The sequence below is a fragment of the Streptomyces sp. NPDC024698 genome (genome assembly GCF_055559015.1).
Genome location: NZ_JBVHLK010000018.1, coordinates 52,581 through 72,999 on the forward strand (window position 1 = coordinate 52,581; position 20,419 = coordinate 72,999).

The window sequence follows — 20,419 nt, forward strand, 5'->3', positions numbered from 1 at the left end:
TCCCGCATACTGGCCCCTGGTGATCAACTGACCGAACACAGTCGGTCAACAGGTGACACAGGGGGACGATTTGCCCTTCACTCTCAGTCACGCGGCCGCCGTACTGCCCGCAATACGCGGTAACGGAAACGGCCGCGGCCGATTGATTCCCGCCGTTCTCGTGGCGGGTTCCTTCGCCCCCGACATGACCTACTACGCGGCCAGCGCGGTGCCCGGGGCGATGGAGTTCGGCACGTTCACCCATGCGTTCACCGGCGTGTTCACCGTCGATGTGCTCATCGCATGGATGCTCGTCGGCGCCTGGCTGGTCCTGCGCGAACCGCTGGTGGCCTTGATGCCCGCGGCACGACAGGGGCGCACGGCACAGCTCGTGCGCTGCGGAGCCGTGCGCGAGCCGGTGCGCGCGCCGACCGTTCTGTGGTGGTACGTCTCCGCGGCACTCGGTGCGCTGACCCATGTCGTGTGGGACGCGTTCACCCATCACGACCGGTGGGGAGTGCAGCTCTTCCCCGTCCTCGGACGGACCCTCGCCGGCTCGCCGCTCTACTGGTACGTCCAGTACGGCAGTTCGGCCCTCGCCGCCGTCGTGATCGTGACCTTCGTGGTGCGCGCGCTGCGGCGCGCGCCGGACGGCCCCGCCGTCGCGGTGCCCGTCCTGTCCACCGCCGACCGCAGGCTGGCCGCAGCGGTGATCGGCGGCCTCACGCTGGCCGCCGCCGTGCAGCGGGCGGTGCGGTGGTGGGCGTACTGGAAGTCCGTCGCCAAGCCGTGGGAGCTCATTCCGCCGCTCTGCTTCGGCGGGGGCGCCGGTCTGGTCATCGGTCTGTGCCTGTACGTCGCCGCGGTCAGGATCTGGCGTCCCGCTCCGGCTCGTCCCGGCCCCGCCGCGGCGCGTACGGAGCCGAGCCGTCCCGCCTCTCGCTGACCGGGGTACCGGCGGCGAGGGCGCGGAGCAGGCCACGGCCCTGACCGAGGCTCCGGTGGACGGCCCGGGCGACCCGCTCCATGACACGGGCGCCGTACGACCTCGTCGGATGGTCGTACGACAGGACGATGATCCGGTAACTGCGGGCCGGGCCGGAGAACGAGCCGATGCCATGGACACGGCCGCCGTTCGCGGTCCGGGGCAGCCGGCCGGTCGAGATGTGCGCCCCCAGTCCGCGCGGGAGCCCGAAGAACGCCCTGCGGCGCCGGCCGTCTCGCAGCCGCGCGAGCTCCCGGACGCGGTGGGCGCCCGCCGTCAGGATCGAGCGGAGGCCGGAGACCACCGCGGGCCACCGCGACAGCTCACCGGCCGTGGCGCGGGCCCCGGCGTCCTCCCGGTCGTCGCGCACCGACACCAGGACCGTCCCCGGGCTCGCGGACAGCGCCGCCTGAAGATCGCGGGACAACCGGGCCCCGAAATCCTCCTCGCGATCCTCCTCACGCGAGGAGGGGCCCCGCCCCGGCAACTGGGCGGTGCCCGCCCCCACGGCGACCGCGGGCACCGGGGCGAGCAGCACCGGGACGACGGCCGCGGCCACCGTCGCGGTCGCGACCACCACGGTCGTGGCCATGGCCGTACGGCGGTGCAGCGTGCGTATACCCATGCCCGCATCCTTACGGCACCCCCCGGGCCGGGGCGCCCCGTGCGAGCCACGCGGGTGATGCCCCGGGCCGTGCCTTCGCGAACGCGAGGACACCTCGCGCGGGGACGAAGATCCCCGGCGGGGGGCTGGAAATTCCGTGCAGGGCCGAAAGCCAGCGAGGCCGATGCAGGGCTGGACATGCCGGAGGGCCGGGACGGGCTGGACATGCCGGAGGGCCGGACATGCCGGAGGGCCGGGACGGGCCCGAAACGCCGGAGGGCCGGGGCCAGGCCGGAAACGCCGGAGGGCCGGGGCGGGCACCTCGCGGTGTCCGGTTCCCGGCCCTCCGGTGAAGGCGGCGCCCGATGTCTAGTGGGCCGCCGACTCCCAGTCGCGGCCCGCGCCGACGGAGACGTCCAGCGGGACGTCGAGCCGCACCGCGGACGCCATCTCGCGGCGCAGCAGCTCCTCGGTCCGCTCCCGCTCACCGGGCGCGATCTCCAGAACGATTTCGTCGTGGACCTGGAGCAGCATGCGGGAGTCGAGCTTCGCCTCGCGCAGCGCCCGGTCGACGTTCAGCATCGCGATCTTCACGATGTCGGCCGCCGTGCCCTGGATGGGCGCGTTCAGAGCCATCCGCTCGGCCGCCTCACGGCGCTGCCGGTTGTCGCTGTTGAGATCGGGCAGATAGCGGCGGCGCCCGAAGAGCGTCGCGGTGTAGCCCGTGGCCCGCGCCTCGTCGACCGCCCGGCGCAGATAGTCCCGTACGCCGCCGAAGCGCTCGAAGTACGTGTCCATCAGCGCACGGGCCTCGCCCGCCTCGATGTTCAGCTGCTGCGACAGACCGAACGCCGACAGCCCGTACGCGAGGCCGTACGACATCGCCTTGATCTTGCGCCGCATCTCGGCGTCGACCGCGGTGCGCTCCACCGAGAACACCTGGGAGGCGACGGTGGTGTGCAGGTCCTCGCCGGAGGTGAACGCCTCCAGCAGCCCCTCGTCCTCGGACAGATGGGCCATCACCCGCAGCTCGATCTGGCTGTAGTCCGCGGTCATGAGGCACTCGAAGCCCTCACCGACGACGAAGCCGCGGCGGATCGCGCGGCCCTCGTCCGTGCGCACCGGGATGTTCTGGAGGTTCGGGTCCGTCGACGACAGCCGGCCGGTCGCCGCGACCGTCTGGTTGAACGTCGTGTGGATCCGTCCGTCCGCCGTGATCGTCTTGATCAGGCCCTCGACCGTGGACCGCAGCTTGGCCTGCTCACGGTGGCGGAGCATGATCACGGGAAGTTCGTTCTCGGTCTGCGTCGCCAGCCAGGCCAACGCGTCCGCGTCCGTCGTGTAACCCGTCTTCGTCTTCTTCGTCTTCGGCAGGGCCAGTTCACCGAAGAGGACTTCCTGGAGCTGCTTGGGCGAGCCGAGGTTGAACTCGTGCCCAGCCGCCGCGTGCGCCTCCTTCACCGCCTGCTGCACCGCGCCGGCGAACATCTGCTCCATGGCCTCAAGATGCGCCCGGTCCGCCGCGATGCCGTGCCGCTCGAGGCGCGCCAGCAGACTGGACGTGGGCAGCTCCATGTCACGCAGCAGATCCGCCGCGCCGACCTCCTGGAGCTTCTCCCCGAACGCCTCCCCCAGATCGAGGACCGTGCGGGCCTGCGCCATCAGCGCGTCGGCCTCCGCCTGCTCGTCCGTACCGAAGGCGAGCTGTCCGTCGGCAGCGGCGGCCGGCCCGAGCTCCCGGCCCAGATACTCCAGGGACAGCGCGTCCAGCGCGAAAGAACGACGCCCCGGCTTGACCAGGTAGGCGGCGAGCGCCGTGTCCATCGTCACGCCCTCGATGGTCCAGCCGTGCTCGGCGAAGACCCTCATCGCAGCCTTGGCGTTGTGCATCACCTTGTGCCGGCCGGAGTCGGCGAGCCACGCGGCGAACGCGTTCTCGTCCGGCTCGTCCAGCCGGGAGGGGTCGAACCACACCGCAGGACCGGCGCCCGTCGCGATCGCCACCTCGGCGACCGACCCCGAACCCAGCGCCCACGAGTCGACCGTGGACACACCCAGCACCCCGGCGCCGTGCTCGGCGAGCCACGGCGCCAGCTCGCCCGCGCCCAGCACCGCCCCGTCGATGTCGACGCCCTCGACGACAGGCCGTGCCTCCTCGGCCTCCGCGGCCCCCGGGTCGACGGCCAGAAGCCGCTCACGCAGCGAGGGGTTACGGATCTCCAGCGTGTCCAGGACCATCGCCAGGGCCGTACGGTCGTAGGCGGCCCGCTCCAGATCCGCCACCGTCCGGGGCAGCTCGACGTCCTTGACCATCTCCGTGAGACGGCGGTTGAGCTTCACCGCCTCCAGATGGTCCCGCAGATTCTGCCCGGCCTTGCCCTTGACCTCCTCGACCCGCTCGACCAGCTCCGCGAACGAACCGAACTGGTTGATCCACTTCGCGGCCGTCTTCTCCCCCACACCGGGAATGCCCGGCAGGTTGTCCGACGGGTCACCGCGCAGCGCCGCGAAGTCCGGATACTGCGCCGGCGTCAGCCCGTACTTCTCGAAGACCTTCTCCGGAGTGAACCGCGTCAGCTCCGAGACGCCCTTCGTCGGATACAGCACCGTCGTGTGCTCCGAGACCAGCTGGAACGAGTCACGGTCGCCCGTGACGATCAGCACCTCGAAACCCTCGGCCTCGGCCTGTGTGGCGAGCGTCGCGATGATGTCGTCGGCCTCGAACCCGTCCACCGCGAACCGCTGCGCGTGCATCGCGTCCAGCAGCTCACCGATCAGCTCGACCTGCCCCTTGAACTCGTCCGGGGTCTTCGACCTGTTCGCCTTGTACTCGGTGAACTCCTCGGAACGCCACGTCTTGCGCGAGACGTCGAACGCCACCGCGAAGTGCGTGGGCGCCTCGTCGCGCAGCGTGTTCGCCAGCATCGACGCGAAACCATAGATGGCGTTCGTCGGCTGACCCGTCGCGGTGGTGAAGTTCTCCGCGGGCAGCGCGAAGAACGCGCGGTAGGCCAGCGAGTGCCCGTCCATGAGCATCAGGCGCGGGCGGCCCGTACCTGCGGTCTTCTCGGTCTGCTTCGATGCTGTCTCTGCCACACCCCCGATCCTGCCACGGCCCACTGACAACGCGGACCGTCCCGGCCCGGTGCTCGCCCTCCCGCCCTGGATTCCCCCAACCCACGGGCAGCGCTGTCGGCCACGCGTGCGAGGATCGAAGAGGGAAGAGGTACGAACACACGCACACCGCCGTGCGCACGCGAAGGGGTTCAGCGATGGCCAGCAAGCCGCCGAAAAGCGATCCGGTCCAGGACGCTCCACAGGTAGCCGAGCCCAAGCACGCCGCGGCCGGACTCCCCGCCATCGGCCACACCCTGCGCATCGCCCAGCAGCAGATGGGCGTCCGCCGCACCGCGCTGACCCTCCTGCGCGTCAACCAGAAGGACGGCTTCGACTGCCCGGGCTGCGCCTGGCCCGAACCCGAGCACCGGCACAAGGCGGAGTTCTGCGAGAACGGCGCCAAGGCCGTCGCCGAGGAAGCCACCCTGCGCCGGGTCACCCCCGACTTCTTCGCCGCGCACCCCGTCTCCGACCTCGCGGACCGCAGCGGCTACTGGCTCGGCCAGCAGGGCCGCCTCACCCAGCCCATGTACCTGCCCGAAGGCGCCGACCACTACCAGCCGATCGGCTGGGACCGCGCCTTCGACATCGTCGCGGAGGAACTCGCCGCGCTCGGCTCCCCCGACGAAGCGCTCTTCTACACCTCGGGCCGCACCAGCAACGAAGCGGCGTTCCTGTACCAGCTCTTCGCCCGCGAACTCGGCACGAACAACCTGCCCGACTGCTCGAACATGTGCCACGAGTCGTCCGGCTCCGCACTCAACGAGACCATCGGCATCGGCAAGGGCAGCGTCCTCCTGGAGGACCTGTACAAAGCGGACCTGATCATCGTCGCCGGACAGAACCCCGGCACGAACCACCCGCGCATGCTCTCCGCCCTGGAGAAGGCCAAGAGCAACGGCGCGAAGATCATCACCGTCAACCCGCTGCCCGAAGCGGGCATGGAACGCTTCAAGAACCCGCAGAGCCCCCAGGGCATGGTCAAGGGCGCAGCCCTCACCGACCTCTTCCTCCAGATCCGCATCGGCGGCGACCAGGCCCTCTTCCGCCTGCTGAACAAACTGGTCCTCGACACGGAGGGCGCCGTCGACGAGACGTTCGTCGCCGAACACACCCACGGATTCGAGGACTTCGCCCGGGCCGCCCGCGCCGCCGACTGGGACGAGACCCTCACCGCCACCGGCCTCACCCGCGACAGCATCGACGAAGCCCTGAACATGGTCCTCGCCTCACAGCGCACCATCGTGTGCTGGGCGATGGGCCTCACCCAGCACAAGCACTCCGTCCCCACCATCCGCGAAGTCGTCAACTTCCTGCTGCTGCGCGGGAACATCGGCCGCCCCGGCGCCGGCGTCTGCCCCGTCCGCGGACACTCCAACGTCCAGGGCGACCGCACCATGGGCATCTTCGAACGCCCCGCCCCCGCCTTCCTCGACGCCCTGGAGAAGGAGTTCGGCTTCAAACCGCCCCGCGAACACGGCTACGACGTCGTCCGGGCCATCGGCGCCCTGCGCGACGGCGACGCCAAGGTCTTCTTCGCGATGGGCGGCAACTTCGTCTCCGCCTCACCCGACACCGACGTCACCGAGGCGGCCATGCGACGCGCCCGGCTGACCGTCCACGTCTCCACCAAACTCAACCGCTCGCACGTCGTCACCGGCGCGCGCGCCCTCATCCTGCCCACCCTCGGACGCACCGAACGCGACCTCCAGGACAGCGGCGAACAGTTCGTGACCGTCGAGGACTCCATGGGCATGGTGCACGCCTCACGCGGCCGCCTGGAGCCCGCGAGCCCCCACCTGCTGTCCGAGACCGCCATCGTCGCCCGCCTCGCCCACAGGGTCCTCGGCGAGACCAGCGCCACCCCCTGGGAAGAGTTCGAGAAGGACTACGCGACCATCCGCGACCGCATCGCCCGCGTCATCCCCGGCTTCCACGACTTCAACGCGCGCGTGGCGGACCCCGCCGGCTTCGCCCTCCCCCACGCCCCCCGCGACGAACGCCGCTTCCCGACGGCCACCGGCAAGGCCAACTTCACCGCCGCGCCCGTCGAACACCCCGAACTCCCCGCGGGCCGCCTGCTCCTTCAGACCCTGCGCTCCCACGACCAGTACAACACCACCATCTACGGACTCGACGACCGATACCGGGGCATCAAGAACGGCCGCCGGGTCGTCCTCGTCAACGCCGACGACGCCCGCGAGCTCGGTGTCGCCGACGGTTCCTACGTCGACCTCGTCGGCGAATGGAAGGACGGCGTCGAACGGCGCGCGCCCGGCTTCCGCGTCGTGCACTACCCCACCGCCCGGGGCTGTGCCGCCGCGTACTACCCCGAGACCAACGTCCTGGTCCCGCTGGACTCGACCGCCGACACCAGCAACACCCCCGCCAGCAAATCCGTGGTCGTCCGTCTGGAACAATCGACAGCCGACTGAGCGTTCGCTCAGCAGGAGACAACCGCGACGAAGCGGTGACCGACGAACGGAGCCGGACCCCATGGGCGAACAGCACACCCCGAAGTTCCCGCAAGGGGTCATCGACGAGTACGCCGCGCTCGGCGTCGACCTGCCGGCGCTGTTCTCCGCGGGACACCTCGGCAACCGCATGGGCGTCCAGATCACCGAGGCCTCCGCGGACCGCGTCGTGGGCACCATGCCCGTCGAGGGCAACACCCAGCCCTACGGCCTGCTCCACGGCGGAGCCTCCGCCGTCCTCGCCGAGACCATCGGCTCCGTCGGCGCCATGCTCCACGGCGGCATCACCAAGATCGCCGTCGGCGTCGACCTGAACTGCACCCACCACCGCGGCGTCCGCTCCGGCCTCGTCACCGGCGTGGCCACGCCCGTCCACCGCGGCCGCACCTCGGCCACGTACGAGATCGTCATCACCGGCGAGGACGGCAAGCGGGTCTGTAGCGCCCGCCTCACCTGCATCCTCAAGGACGCGCCCCAGGGCTGACACCGGGCGGGAACCCGGGGGTCCAGGCTGCCCGGGGCCCGCACTGCCGGGGCCCCGCGCCGCCGAGGCATCGCGCCGCCAAGGCCCCGCGCCGCCGGGTCACCGGGCTCCGGGCTCGGGGGCTCCGGCCTCCCGGGCACTGGGGCACCGCGCCGCCTGGCTCCGGGGCCACCTCGCCACTGGCTCACCGCGGCTCCGCGTCACCTCGCCTTCTGGCCCCTGAGGCCGCCTTGCCCCAGAGCTCCGGGTCACCGGGGCTCTGGGCCACCGCGCCACCGCGCCACCGCGCCACCGCGCCACCGGATCACCGGATCACCGGATCACCGAGGATTCACAGGCCCTCCGGGCTCGGCCGCGGCCCGGAGCCCCCTGGGTTCCCCAGGCCCAGCAGAGACGCGCCTGGGCGCATCCGCCGCCGCGAGGCGCGGTTCCCGGCGTCAAGCTCCCGGAAGGGTGAACTCCCGCCCCGTACCGCGCCCTTGGCAGCCACACCCTTCAGACACGCGTCGCAATCGCAACGGCATCACCCCGTCGCCCCGCGAGCGCGCCCGCCCGCGACCACCGCCCGTGACCGCCGGGCACCGCCCGCCTCCGCCGCAACGGTCCCCGCACCTCGGCCACTTGCTTCCGCTTCAAGGGCGACGGCGGCCGTCGACACCCGGCAAACAGGCTTCGGACAGCCCGAGTTGAACGTGGCGCCGACCCTCCGCTGCCACTGACAGTGAGGGCCGGAAATCCCTGGCTCGTCACCTTGCGCGGCGCCGTATACGACCGCGCCCGCCCCACGCCCGCCGCCGAGGCGCCCCGCCCCGACCTGCGCACCGGCGACGACAACGCACAGCGACAGCAAAGCCTCACCTCGGCGGCACCGGGCGACAAGAAGCGCGGACCGGCCCGCGCGCCCCCCGCTTCCCCAACACGCCCTCCCCCACACCCACTTCACCCGGCCAGGGCACCGGCGACCGCCTCACACGGCGGTAACAGTCGGTTACCTCTGCCGCAATAAATCATTCCCCGCGCCGCACCACGCCCCCGACGGCACCCCGACCCGCCGTCACGCGTTCAGCTTCCGGTATCCGCCATCAACCCGGAACAGCGCGTTCTCACCATGCGAACACACAACCGCCTCCGACCAACACGCCGAAATGCTCCGATCGTCCGCCCCACGCCCCGCGAGGCACCCCCCGGATAACAAGAGCGTCACAGCCTTCCCCACGCTCCTCCCCACCCCCCCAACCTGCGCTTATAGTCACGGCCAGTCACCGCGCCGCCGGGCGCGTCACTGCACGGCCCTGCTTCATCCAGTACGGCCCGGCGATAGACACGGCCCCCACCCTGGGGTGCCGCGCCAGGGAGAGGATTCAACGTGCGACAGCGTTCCATGGTCATACTCACCGCCGTGCTCACGACAGGGGCACTCACGCTGACCGCCTGCGGCTCGCGCGACAACAGCGGCGACAGCAAGAGCGACAAGAAGACCGAGATCATCATCGGCGTGGACGCGCCGCTGACCGGTCAGAACTCCGCCACCGGCCTCGGCATCCAGGGCGGCGTCCAGATCGCTGTCGACGACGCCAACAAGAACAACACCGTTCCCGGTGTGACCTTCAAGGTCCAGGCGCTCGACGACAAGGCGATCCCGGCCTCCGGCCAGGCCAACGCCACCCAGCTCGTCCAGAACGACAAGGTCCTCGGCGTCGTCGGCCCGCTGAACTCCGGCGTCGCCACCCAGATGCAGCAGGTCTTCGACACCGCCAACCTCGTCGAGATCTCGCCGTCCAACACGGCCCCCGAGCTCACGCAGGGCAAGAACTGGCAGACCTCCAAGACCCGCCCGTTCAAGACCTACTTCCGCACCGCCACCACCGACGCCCTCCAGGGCGGCTTCGCGGCCGACTACGCCTACAACACGCTGAAGAAGCGCAAGGTGTACGTCGTCGACGACAAGCAGACCTACGGCGCCGGCCTCGCCAAGCTCTTCAAGGCCGGCTTCACCAAGGCCGGCGGCAAGCTCGCGGGCGAGGACCACGTCAACACCGGCGACACGGACTTCTCCGCGCTCGTCACCAAGATCAAGAACGCCAAGGCCGACCTGGTCTACTACGGCGGCCAGTACGACGAGTCCGAGAAGCTCACCAAGCAGCTCAAGGACGGCGGCGTCAAGATCCCGCTGTTCGGTGGCGACGGCATGTTCAGCGACACCTACATCCAGACCGCCGGCAAGACCTCCGAGGGTGACCTGGCCACCTCCGTCGGTCAGCCCGTCGACTCCCTCGCCTCGGCCGCCGACTTCATCAAGAAGTACAAGGCCTCCGGCCTCAAGGGCGACTACGGCACGTACGGCGGCTACTCCTACGACGCCGCCACGGCCATCATCAAGGCCATCGGCGCGGTCGTGAAGGACGGCAAGATCCCGGACGGCGCCCGCGCCAAGATCGTCTCCGAGGTCCAGAAGACCAAGTTCGACGGCATCGCCGGCCCCGTCTCCTTCGACGAGTACGGCGACACCACCAACAAGCAGCTCACCGTCTACCAGGTCGTCGACGGCAAGTGGAAGGCCGTCAAGAGCGGTACGTTCAGCGGCTGATCAGCAACACCCGGGCCACCCCGGTGGATCGGTCCGACACCAGGCGGCGGCGCCCCTAGCGGCACCGCCCGCACGGTCCGATCCACCGGCCACGCCCTCAGCACAACCCAGGGCCGCGCGGCCACGACCACACGTCACCGCGCGGCCCGCTCCATACGCCCTGCTCAACTCTCCCCACCACATGGAGGCCACGCGGTGAACACCCTGCCGCAGCAGCTGGCCAACGGGCTGTTCCTCGGCTCGATGTACGGGCTGATCGCCATCGGCTACACGATGGTGTACGGCATCGTCCAGCTCATCAACTTCGCCCACGGCGAGATCTTCATGACCGGCGGCTTCGGCGCACTCTCGGTCTACCTCTACGTTCTGCCAAACGGCACATCCATGTGGATAGCCCTCCCAGCGATGCTGATAGGCGGCGGAATCGTCTCCGTCCTCATCGCCGTCGGGGCCGAACGCTTCGCCTACCGCCCCCTGCGCGGAGCGCCACGCCTCGCCCCCCTCATCACCGCCATCGGCCTGTCCCTGGCACTCCAGCAGGTCGTCTTCAACGCCTACCCGAACGCCAAGACCGACCTGACGTTCCCTCAGCTCCCCTTCGGTCCCTGGCACATCGGCTCGGTCAGCATCCAGAGCGGCAGCGTCTTCGTCATCGTCGCCGCGCCCCTGTGCATGGCCGCCCTCGCGCTCTTCGTCAGCATGTCCCGCACCGGCCGCGCCATGCAGGCCACCGCCCAGGACCCCGACACCGCGCAGCTCATGGGCATCGACACCAACCGCATCATCGTCATCGCCTTCGCCATCGGCGGCTTCTTCGCCGCCGTCGCGGCAGTCGCGTACGGCCTGCGCTACGGCACCGTCAAGTACGACATGGGCTTCCAGATGGGCCTCAAGGCCTTCACCGCGGCCGTCCTCGGCGGCATCGGCAACATCTACGGCGCCATGATCGGCGGCCTCGTCCTCGGCCTCGCCGAGACCATGGCCACCAGCTACATCGACGGCATCCCCGGCATGCAGCAGCTCGGCGGCGGCGGCTGGTCCTCCGTGTGGGCCTTCGTACTCCTCATCCTCGTACTGCTGTTCAGGCCACAAGGCCTCGTCGGCGAACGCGTCGCGGACAGGGCGTGAGCACCATGGCAACCACCGAGACCACCACCCCCGAGCGCGGCCTGATCGCACTCCCCGAGAGCGCCGCCCGCGTCCTCATCGCCATCGGCGCCCTCGCCACCATCGCCAGCACCTTCATGTCCTGGACCTACACGTCCGACTTCCCCGGGGACCTCACCTACTACGGTTCCCCGGCCGGACTCCAGGTCCTCGACATCGTCGCCGGCGTCCTCACGCTCCTCTTCGCCCTGACCCTCTTCAACGTCCGCGGCCTCGGCTGGCTCAACCCGGCCGGCGCCACCCAGCCCGTCGTCCTCGCCGCCGCCTCCGCGTTCGCCGTCAGCTGGTTCAGCGCCATCGCCATCGCCGTCGACCTCAAGGGCCTCGTCGCACTCGACCCCGGCGCCTACGTCGCCGCCGTCGGCTCCCTCGTCGCCCTCCTCGGCACCCTGGCACTCCCCAAGCCCGGGAACACGCTCAAGGACTACCTCACCAAGCCCGACCTCATCCCTCCGGCCGCCAAGCTGCCGGCCTGGGGCGAGCGCCTCGTCGTCACCGCTGCCACCGCCGTCGCACTGATCGTCTTCAACTACGGCATCGGCGTCGACCCCGACGCGAGCGAAACGTTCCTGGGCTACCTGCTCCTCGTCGTCTTCGGCGCCTGGGCCCTGCTCACCGCCGGACTCTTCGACCGCTTCGCGCAGCTGAACGCCCGCCACAAGGGATTCGCCACCAGCATGGCCTTCCTCGCCGCGGCGGCCTTCCCGTTCCTCGCGAACAACGAGCACAACTCCAACCTCGGCGTGAACATCCTCGTCGTCGCCACCGTCGCCCTCGGCCTCAACATCGTCGTCGGCCTCACCGGACTCCTCGACCTCGGATACGTCGCCTTCCTCGGCGTCGGCGCCTACGCCGCGGCCCTCGTCTCCGGCTCCGAGTTCTCCCGCTTCTCCGGCGTCCAGTTCCCCTTCTGGGCCGCCATGCTCACCGGTATGGCCGCGTCGCTCGTCTTCGGCGTCCTCATCGGCGCCCCCACCCTGCGCCTGCGCGGCGACTACCTCGCCATCGTGACCCTGGGCTTCGGAGAGATCTTCCGCATCGCCGTCAACAACATGGACGGCACCTCCGGCCCCAACCTCACCAACGGCCCCAACGGCATCTCCATGATCCCGGACCTCAACATCTTCGGGTTCAACCTCGGCGCCGAGCACAACATCCTCGGCTTCCCCCTCGGCCGCTTCGCGAACTACTTCCTGCTGATGCTGCTCATCACAGCGATCGTCGTCGTGGTCTTCAACCGCGCCGCCGACTCCCGCATCGGCCGCTCCTGGATCGCCATCCGCGAGGACGAGACCGCCGCGACCGCCATGGGCATCAACGGCTTCCGCGTCAAGCTCATCGCCTTCGCCCTCGGCGCCTCCCTCGCCGGCCTCGCCGGCACCGTCAGCGCGCACGTCGGCTACAGCGTCAACCCGGCGCCGTACCAGTTCGCCGGCTCCGTGCCCCCGAACTCCGCCTTCCTCCTCGCGGCGGTCGTTCTCGGCGGCATGGGCACGGTCAACGGACCGATCCTCGGCGCCACCCTGCTCTACCTCCTCCCCGAGAAGCTCAGCTTCCTCAAGGAGTACGAGCTCCTCGCCTTCGGCATCGCCCTCGTCGTCCTCATGCGCTTCCGGCCCGAAGGCATCATCGCCAACCGCCGCCGCCAGCTCGAATTCCACGAGAGCGACGAAACACCCGTCCACATCCCCGAACAGGGCCTGCCCGACTCCACCGTCGGCGTCACCAAGGCAGGGGCGTAACCACCATGACCACCACCACAGCCCCCAGCCCCGTCCTCGAAGCCACCGGCGTCACCATGCGCTTCGGCGGCCTCACCGCCGTCCGGAACGTCGATCTCACCGTCAACGCCGGAGAGATCGTCGGCCTCATCGGCCCCAACGGCGCGGGCAAGACCACCTTCTTCAACTGCCTCACCGGCCTCTACGTCCCCACCGAGGGCAAAGTCGCCTACAAGGGCACGGTGCTGCCCCCCAAGCCGCACCTCGTCACCAGCGCAGGCATCGCCCGCACCTTCCAGAACATCCGGCTCTTCGCCAACATGACCGTCCTGGAGAACGTGCTCGTCGGACGCCACACCCGCACCAAGGAAGGCCTCTGGTCGGCCATCCTGCGCGGCCCCGGCTTCCGCAAGGCGGAGGCCGCCTCCCGCGAACGCGCCATGGAACTGCTGGAGTTCATCGGCCTCGCCCACAAGGCCGACCACCTCTCCCGCAACCTCCCCTACGGCGAACAGCGCAAGCTGGAGATCGCGCGCGCCATGGCGAGCGAGCCGGGCCTGCTCCTCCTGGACGAGCCCACCGCCGGCATGAACCCCCAGGAAACCCGCGCGACCGAAGAACTCGTCTTCGCCATCCGCGACCGCGGCATCGCCGTCCTCGTCATCGAGCACGACATGCGCTTCATCTTCAACCTGTCCGACCGCGTGGCCTGCCTCGTCCAGGGCGAGAAGCTCGTCGAGGGCACCTCCGAGGTCGTCCAGGGCGACGAACGCGTCATCGCCGCCTACCTCGGCACCCCCTTCGAGGGCGCCCCGGGCGACGAGGAACTCGCCGAGGTCGAGGCCGCCGAAGCCGTGACCGCGACGGACACCGCGACGGACACCGAGGAAGCCGAGACGACCCCGGCACCCGAGGACACCACGGACCCCGACGAAGCCCCCGAGGCCTCCGAGGCACCCGAGGACGCCACCCCGTCCGACGAATCCGGCGCACCCACCGCGTCCGACGACTCCGACGCGCAGGGCAGCACCACCAAGGAAGGAACCGCCCAGTGACCGCACTGCTCGAGGTCGAAGACCTCAAGGTCGCCTACGGCAAGATCGAAGCCGTCAAGGGCATCTCCTTCACCGTCGAAGCCGGCCAGATCGTCACCCTCATCGGCACCAACGGCGCCGGCAAGACGACGACCCTGCGCACCCTCTCCGGGCTCCTCAAGCCCAGCGGAGGCCGCATCCTCTTCGACGGCCAGCCCCTGGCCAACGTCCCCGCCCACAAGATCGTCGCCCTCGGACTCGCCCACTCCCCCGAAGGCCGGCACATCTTCCCCCGCCTCTCCATCGCGGAGAACCTCCAGCTCGGAGCCTTCCTCCGCAGCGACAAGGCGGGCATCGAGAAGGACATCCAGCGCGCCTACGACCTCTTCCCCATCCTGGGAGAACGCCGTAAGCAGGCCGCAGGCACCCTCTCGGGCGGCGAACAGCAGATGCTCGCCATGGGCCGCGCCCTCATGTCCCAGCCCAAGCTGCTCATGCTCGACGAACCCTCCATGGGCCTCTCGCCGATCATGATGCAGAAGATCCTCGCCACCATCGCCGAGCTCAAGGCGTCCGGCACCACCATCCTGCTAGTCGAGCAGAACGCCCAGGCGGCGCTCTCGCTGGCCGACCAGGCCCACGTCATGGAGGTCGGCAGCATCGTCCTCTCCGGCACCGGCCAGGACCTCCTCCACGACGAGTCCGTCCGCAAGGCCTACCTCGGCGAGGACTGACACCGCGCGACCCCGGTCGTACGAAAAGGCCCGCACCTCCGTCAGGGGTGCGGGCCTTCCTCGTTCGTGGGGGGCTGCCGACCAGGGCAGACCTTTCGCCGACCGGGGCTAGCCCTTCGCCGCCTTCTTCTCCTCGGCGTCCTCGATGACCGCCTCCGCCACCTGCTGCATCGACATACGGCGGTCCATCGACGTCTTCTGGATCCACCGGAACGCCGCCGGCTCCGTCAGGCCGTACTCCGTCTGGAGAACCGACTTCGCGCGGTCCACCAGCTTCCGCGTCTCCAGACGCTGCGTGAGATCCGCGATCTCACCCTCCAGCGCCTTCAGCTCCGCGAACCGGGACACCGCCATCTCGATCGCCGGCACCACGTCGCTCTTGCTGAACGGCTTCACCAGGTACGCCATCGCGCCCGCGTCACGCGCGCGCTCGACGAGGTCGCGCTGCGAGAACGCGGTCAGCATCAGCACCGGGGCGATCGACTCCTCGGCGATCTTCTCCGCCGCCGAGATGCCGTCCAGCTTCGGCATCTTCACGTCGAGGATCACGAGGTCGGGCTTGTGCTCCCGGGCCAGCTCCACGGCCTGCTCACCGTCACCGGCCTCGCCTACTACGGTGTAGCCCTCTTCTTCGAGCATCTCTTTGAGGTCGAGACGGATCAGCGCCTCGTCCTCGGCGATGACGACACGGGTCGTCAGCGGAGGCACGTGCGACTTGTCGTCGTCGGGCGCGTCTACGGGCTGGGGCGACTCGGGGGCGGTCACGGGGGCTCCTTGTTGCGGGCGGGGTACTGCTCCCAAGAGCCTACCTAGCTGCGGTAAGGTGGGAACACGGCGGGTGACCGCTGACCTTCGTTTCGAAGGGGCCCCGGTAGCCCAGCGGTAGAGGCAATGGATTCAAAACCCATATAGCGTCGGTTCGAATCCGACTCGGGGTACTTTTCCTTGGATGCCAAGGTTGATTCACGAAAGCGGATGTTCCCGTTCTGGTGAACATCCGCTTTTTTGCTGCGTGTCACCGCCGCCGTTTACGCAGAGTGGCCACATGTACGACATGGGCAAACGCAAGCGAGCACTGATGCTCGTCTCGCAGGGGCGCAGCCGGAACCCGGTGAGCAAGGAGATGCGCGTCTCCCGTCACGCGATCACCTGCTGGCAGCGCAGATTGGAGCCGCTGCACCAAACCCTCCCCTGTATCCGTTGCCAGGAGACCCCCCGCATTCCCGAGGACCTTGAGGCGTATGCCTACTTGCTCGGCCTCTACCTAGGGGATGGCTACATCATCTCCAAGCCGCGACCGCACTACCTGATGGTCAGCTGCACCGCTTCCTGGCCCGGCCTCATCGATGCCGCCGAAGAAGCAATGCGCAGAGTCCTTCCCGACCCAAGCGTCAAGCGCACTCAGAGAGCAGGGTGCGTCGACGTGAAATCCTTCAGCAAGCACTGGCCCTGCTTCTTTCCCCAGCACGGCCCCGGCAAGAAGCACGAGCGCCTGATCGCGCTCGAACCCTGGCAGCGCGAGATCGTCGACGCTCACGCCTGGGAGTTCGTGCGGGGGCTCATCCACTCCGACGGCTGCCGTATCACCAACTGGACGACCCGCGTCGTCGCCGGGGAACGCAAGCGCTACGAGTACCCCCGGTACTTCTTCACCAACGTCTCCGACGACATCCGGCAGCTGTTCACTGACACCCTGGACGGGCTCGGCGTCGACTGGACCCCCTGCACCCGCCACGGGAACCCGTACAACATCTCGATCGCCAAGAGGGCATCGGTCGCCCTCATGGACGCCCATGTGGGCCCCAAGTACTGACCGGCGGTCGGGTGGACGTCGCCGGTCCGGCAGGGGCCCTCGGGCGTGGTGCGGCTACTTGGGGCTGTCGTCCTCGCCGACGTGGTGGACCCGGACGAGGTTCGTGGAGCCGGAGACTCCGGGCGGGGAGCCGGCGGTGATCACGACGATGTCGCCCTTGGCGCAGCGGCCGTACTTGAGGAGGAGTTCGTCGACCTGGTCGACCATGGCGTCGGTGGAGTCGACGTGGGGGCCGAGGAAGGTTTCGACGCCCCAGGTGAGGTTGAGCTGGGAGCGCGTGGCGGGGGTGGGGGTGAAGGCGAGGAGGGGGATGGGTGAGCGGTAGCGGGAGAGGCGGCGGACGGTGTCGCCGGACTCGGTGAACGCGACGAGGAATTTGGCGCCGAGGAAGTCGCCCATTTCGGCGGCGGCTCGGGCGACGGCGCCGCCCTGGGTGCGGGGTTTGTTGCGGTCGGTGAGGGGCGGGAGGCCCTTGGCGAGCATGTCCTCTTCCGCCGCTTCGACGATCCGGGACATGGTTCTGACCGTCTCGATGGGGTATTTGCCGACGCTGGTCTCGCCGGAGAGCATGACGGCGTCGGTGCCGTCGATGACGGCGTTGGCGACGTCGGAGGCTTCGGCGCGGGTGGGGCGGGAGTTGTCGATCATCGAGTCGAGCATCTGGGTGGCGACGATGACCGGTTTGGCGTTGCGTTTGGCGAGTTTGACGGCGCGCTTCTGGACGATGGGGACCTGTTCGAGCGGCATTTCGACGCCGAGGTCACCGCGGGCGACCATGATGCCGTCGAAGGCGGCGACGATGTCGTCGATGTTGTCGACGGCCTGGGGCTTCTCGACCTTGGCGATGACGGGGAGGCGGCGGCCCTCTTCGTCCATGATGCGGTGGACGTCCTGGATGTCCTTGCCGCTGCGGACGAAGGAGAGGGCGATGACGTCGAAGCCGGTGCGCAGGGCCCAGCGAAGGTCGTCCTCGTCCTTGTCGGAGAGGGCGGGGACGGAGACGGCGACGCCGGGGAGGTTGAGGCCTTTGTGGTCGGAGACCATGCCGCCTTCGACGACGGTGGTGTGGACGCGGGGGCCGTCGACGCGGGTGACTTCGAGGCAGACCTTGCCGTCGTCGACGAGGATGCGTTCACCGGGAGTGACGTCGGATGCGAGTCCGTCGTAGGTGGTGCCGCAGGATTCGCGGTCTCCCTGGGCGCCTGCTTCGACGGTGATGGTGAAGGTGTCTCCGCGTTCAAGGAGTACGGGTCCTTCGGTGAAGCGGCCGAGGCGGATCTTCGGGCCTTGAAGGTCGCCGAGGATTCCGACGCTGCGGCCGGTTTCGTCGGAGGCTTTCCGGACGTGCCGGTAGCGCTCTTCGTGGTCGGCGTGGGTGCCGTGGCTGAGGTTGAAGCGGGCTACGTCCATTCCGGCTTCGACCAGGGCTTTGATCTGGTCGTATGTGTCGGTGGCGGGGCCCAGTGTGCAGACGATTTTTGCTCGGCGCATGATTCGACCCTAGGCCTTACCGGTCGGTAGAGAATTGGTCGCGCATGACTACTCAACAACCTTTGCGTGAAGGGTTATTGACAACTGTTGAATTGTGCGCCGTGCCGCTCCGATGAGCAGAGGATTGCTCTCGGTGGGCTCGGCGCTTTTTCGTACCCGTGTCCGTCCAGTGTGCGTCGGACCGTGGGGTGGGTGCGCGGGAGAGTCTTGCGGTGACGTTCCGTGATGCTGTCAGGTGGCGCTGGAGCCGTGGTGGATCCCCGGTGTCGTGCGGCCATCGGATGGAAACCTCCAGGGTCTTTTGCGGGGGCGGGTGTTGGGCCAGAATCTACGCGCGTCGTTGACCTTTTCCCGAGGAGTTCGAGAGATGCCGTTGAATCGCCGGAAGTTTCTGAAAGAGTCCGCCGTGACAGGTGCTGGGGTGGCGCTCGCGGGTGTGGGCGTGGCTCCGGTGGCACAGGCCGCGGAGGGGGCGAAGGGGGGCCGGCCGGTGAAGCGGTACGAGCTGACGGTCATGGGGACGACCGACCTTCATGGTCATGTCTTCAACTGGGACTACTTCAAGGACGCGGAGTACGCGGACAAGGCGGGCAACGCTCAGGGTCTGGCGCGGGTCTCGACGCTGGTGAACGAGATCCGTGCGGAGAAGGGGCGGTGCAACACGCTGCTCCTGGACGCGGGTGACACGATCCAGGGCACTCCGTTGACGTACTACTACGCGAAGGTGGATCCGATCACCGCCAAGGGTGGTCCGGTGCATCCGATGGCGCAGGCGATGAACGCGATCGGGTACGACGCGGTGGCGCTGGGGAATCACGAGTTCAACTACGGGATAGAGACGCTGCGGAAGTTCGAGTCGCAGTGCCGTTTCCCGTTGCTGGGCGCGAACGCGCTGGACGCGAAGACGTTGAAGCCGGCGTTCCCTCCGTATTTCATGAAGGATTTCCGTGTTCATGGTGCGCCGCCGGTGCGGGTGGCGGTGCTGGGGCTGACGAATCCGGGGATCGCGATCTGGGACAAGGCTTACGTACAGGGGAAGTTGACGTTCCCGGGTCTTGAGGAGCAGGCGGCGAAGTGGGTGCCGAAGCTGCGGTCGATGGGCGCGGACGTGGTCGTGGTGTCGGCTCATTCGGGTGCGTCGGGGACGTCGTCGTACGGTGATCAGGTGCCGTACACGGAGAACGCGGCGGCTTTCTTGGCTCAGCAGGTACCGGGGATCGACGCGATCCTGGTGGGTCACGCGCATCTGGAGATACCGGAGCTGAAGGTCACCAACACCGCGACCGGTAAGACGGTGGTGTTGTCGGAGCCGCTGGCGTTCGCGGAGCGGCTGTCGGTGTTCGAGTTCGGTCTCGTCTTCGAGAAGGGGCGTTGGCACGTCGAGTCGGTGGCGGCTTCGGTGCGGAACGCGAACACGGTGGCGGACGATCCGAGGATCACGCGGCTGCTGAAGGACGAGCACGAGGTCGTGGTGGCGTACGTCAACCAGGTGGTCGGCCGGGCGACGGAGACGTTGACGACGGTGGAGGCGCGGTACGAGGACGCTCCGATCATCGATCTGATCACGCGGGTGCAGGAGGACGTGGTGCGGGCGGCGCTGGTGGGGACGCAGTACGCGTCGTTGCCGGTGATCGCGCAGGCGTCGCCGTTCTCGCGGACGTCGGAGATACCGGCGGGCGAGGTGACGATCCGGGATCTGTCGAGTCTGTACGTGTACGACAACACGCTGGTGGCGAAGGTGCTGACGGGTGCGCAGGTGCGTGCGTACCTGGAGTACTCGGCGAACTATTTCGTGCGGACGCCGGTGGGTGCGGTGGTCGACCCGGAGAAGCTGACGAACGCCGGCAATCGGCCGGATTACAACTACGACTATGTGTCGGGTCTTCGCTACGACATCGACATCGCGCAGGCCGAGGGTTCGCGGATCAAGAACCTGTCGTACGACGGTGCGCCGTTGGACGACGGTCAGCAGTTCGTGCTGGCGGTGAACAACTATCGCGCCAATGGTGGCGGTGCGTTCCCGCATGTCGCTTCGGCGACCGAGGTGTGGTCGGAGTCGACGGAGATCCGCACGCGGATCGCTGAGTGGGTCACGGCGAAGGGTGTGCTGGACCCGAAGGAGTTCGCGTCGGTGGACTGGAAGCTGACGCGTGAGGGTGTGCCCGTGTTCTAGGGCGAGGGTGGTTCAGCTGGGCGGCGTCGGCGCGGTTCTCGCGTCGGCGCCGTTCG

The 20,419-nt window shown here is 68.9% G+C and carries 14 protein-coding genes and 1 tRNA gene; 11 read left to right on the forward strand and 4 right to left on the reverse strand.

The features are described 5' to 3' along the window. Positions 1-70 precede the first annotated feature (70 nt). Positions 71-925, forward strand: a complete 855-nt coding sequence (locus ACZ4AA_RS29755) for a DUF4184 family protein (protein ID WP_467609577.1) — start codon at positions 71-73, stop codon at positions 923-925. Here ACZ4AA_RS29755 and ACZ4AA_RS29760 read toward each other — a convergent pair. Beyond that, positions 846-1,589 carry a hypothetical protein gene (locus ACZ4AA_RS29760; protein WP_467609579.1) on the reverse strand — a complete coding sequence of 248 codons (744 nt, stop codon included), beginning with the start codon at positions 1,587-1,589 and terminating at the stop codon, positions 846-848. The genes ACZ4AA_RS29755 and ACZ4AA_RS29760 overlap by 80 nt on opposite strands. Positions 1,590-1,937: 348 nt before the next feature. Next, positions 1,938-4,664, reverse strand: a complete 2,727-nt coding sequence (gene polA / locus ACZ4AA_RS29765) for a DNA polymerase I (protein WP_467609581.1) — start codon at positions 4,662-4,664, stop codon at positions 1,938-1,940. Positions 4,665-4,840: 176 nt separating this feature from the next. Here polA and ACZ4AA_RS29770 point away from each other — a divergent pair, with 176 nt between their 5' ends. From ACZ4AA_RS29770 to ACZ4AA_RS29800, 7 genes are all read left to right on the forward strand, one after another. After that, positions 4,841-7,120, forward strand: a complete 2,280-nt coding sequence (locus tag ACZ4AA_RS29770; protein ID WP_467609583.1) for an FdhF/YdeP family oxidoreductase — start codon at positions 4,841-4,843, stop codon at positions 7,118-7,120. Between the two features lie 61 nt (positions 7,121-7,181). Further along, positions 7,182-7,643 carry a PaaI family thioesterase gene (locus tag ACZ4AA_RS29775; protein ID WP_467609585.1) on the forward strand — a complete coding sequence of 154 codons (462 nt, stop codon included), beginning with the start codon at positions 7,182-7,184 and terminating at the stop codon, positions 7,641-7,643. Between the two features lie 1,381 nt (positions 7,644-9,024). Beyond that, positions 9,025-10,230: a branched-chain amino acid ABC transporter substrate-binding protein gene (locus tag ACZ4AA_RS29780; RefSeq protein ID WP_467609721.1), complete on the forward strand. Its 1,206-nt coding sequence runs from the start codon at positions 9,025-9,027 to the stop codon at positions 10,228-10,230. Between the two features lie 195 nt (positions 10,231-10,425). Continuing rightward, positions 10,426-11,358: a branched-chain amino acid ABC transporter permease gene (locus ACZ4AA_RS29785; protein ID WP_339128771.1), complete on the forward strand. Its 933-nt coding sequence runs from the start codon at positions 10,426-10,428 to the stop codon at positions 11,356-11,358. 5 nt (positions 11,359-11,363) lie between these two features. After that, a complete protein-coding gene (locus ACZ4AA_RS29790) occupies positions 11,364-13,139 on the forward strand; it encodes a branched-chain amino acid ABC transporter permease (RefSeq protein WP_467609722.1) in 1,776 nt (591 codons plus the stop codon). Between the two features lie 5 nt (positions 13,140-13,144). Then, entirely contained in the window at positions 13,145-14,173 is a 1,029-nt protein-coding gene (locus ACZ4AA_RS29795) for an ABC transporter ATP-binding protein (protein WP_467609587.1), read from the forward strand. Further along, positions 14,170-14,886: an ABC transporter ATP-binding protein gene (locus ACZ4AA_RS29800; RefSeq protein ID WP_328453590.1), complete on the forward strand. Its 717-nt coding sequence runs from the start codon at positions 14,170-14,172 to the stop codon at positions 14,884-14,886. The genes ACZ4AA_RS29795 and ACZ4AA_RS29800 overlap by 4 nt, the downstream gene beginning before the upstream one ends. A gap of 108 nt (positions 14,887-14,994) precedes the next feature. Here ACZ4AA_RS29800 and ACZ4AA_RS29805 read toward each other — a convergent pair whose 3' ends face one another. Continuing rightward, complete coding sequence (locus ACZ4AA_RS29805; RefSeq protein WP_326788388.1) at positions 14,995-15,651, reverse strand: ANTAR domain-containing response regulator; 657 nt, start codon at positions 15,649-15,651, stop codon at positions 14,995-14,997. Positions 15,652-15,751: 100 nt separating this feature from the next. On the opposite strand from ACZ4AA_RS29805, the gene ACZ4AA_RS29810 reads away from it, so the two are divergent. Further along, positions 15,752-15,824: transfer RNA gene (locus tag ACZ4AA_RS29810), tRNA-Leu, on the forward strand. Between the two features lie 107 nt (positions 15,825-15,931). After that, positions 15,932-16,699, forward strand: coding sequence for a transcriptional regulator (locus ACZ4AA_RS29815; RefSeq protein WP_467609589.1), 768 nt, complete (start codon positions 15,932-15,934; stop codon positions 16,697-16,699). A gap of 54 nt (positions 16,700-16,753) precedes the next feature. Here the strand turns inward: ACZ4AA_RS29815 and pyk are convergent, their stop codons facing one another. After that, positions 16,754-18,190, reverse strand: coding sequence for a pyruvate kinase (gene pyk, locus ACZ4AA_RS29820; RefSeq protein ID WP_467609591.1), 1,437 nt, complete (start codon positions 18,188-18,190; stop codon positions 16,754-16,756). Between the two features lie 367 nt (positions 18,191-18,557). Here pyk and ACZ4AA_RS29825 point away from each other — a divergent pair, with 367 nt between their 5' ends. Further along, complete coding sequence (locus ACZ4AA_RS29825) at positions 18,558-20,363, forward strand: 5'-nucleotidase C-terminal domain-containing protein (RefSeq protein ID WP_467609723.1); 1,806 nt, start codon at positions 18,558-18,560, stop codon at positions 20,361-20,363. The last annotated feature ends 56 nt before the right edge of the window (positions 20,364-20,419 follow it).

Bases quoted from the DNA above. Each gene is read 5' to 3' on its own strand.
- ACZ4AA_RS29760 (WP_467609579.1), bottom strand. From the start codon at position 1,589: ATGGGTATACGCACGCTGCACCGCCGTACGGCCATGGCCACGACCGTG.
- ACZ4AA_RS29770 (WP_467609583.1), top strand. From the start codon at position 4,841: ATGGCCAGCAAGCCGCCGAAAAGCGATCCGGTCCAGGACGCTCCACAG.
- ACZ4AA_RS29775 (WP_467609585.1), top strand. From the start codon at position 7,182: ATGGGCGAACAGCACACCCCGAAGTTCCCGCAAGGGGTCATCGACGAG.
- ACZ4AA_RS29780 (WP_467609721.1), top strand. From the start codon at position 9,025: ATGGTCATACTCACCGCCGTGCTCACGACAGGGGCACTCACGCTGACC.
- ACZ4AA_RS29790 (WP_467609722.1), top strand. From the start codon at position 11,364: ATGGCAACCACCGAGACCACCACCCCCGAGCGCGGCCTGATCGCACTC.
- ACZ4AA_RS29795 (WP_467609587.1), top strand. From the start codon at position 13,145: ATGACCACCACCACAGCCCCCAGCCCCGTCCTCGAAGCCACCGGCGTC.
- ACZ4AA_RS29815 (WP_467609589.1), top strand. From the start codon at position 15,932: ATGTACGACATGGGCAAACGCAAGCGAGCACTGATGCTCGTCTCGCAG.
- pyk (WP_467609591.1), bottom strand. From the start codon at position 18,190: ATGCGCCGAGCAAAAATCGTCTGCACACTGGGCCCCGCCACCGACACA.
- ACZ4AA_RS29825 (WP_467609723.1), top strand. From the start codon at position 18,558: ATGCCGTTGAATCGCCGGAAGTTTCTGAAAGAGTCCGCCGTGACAGGT.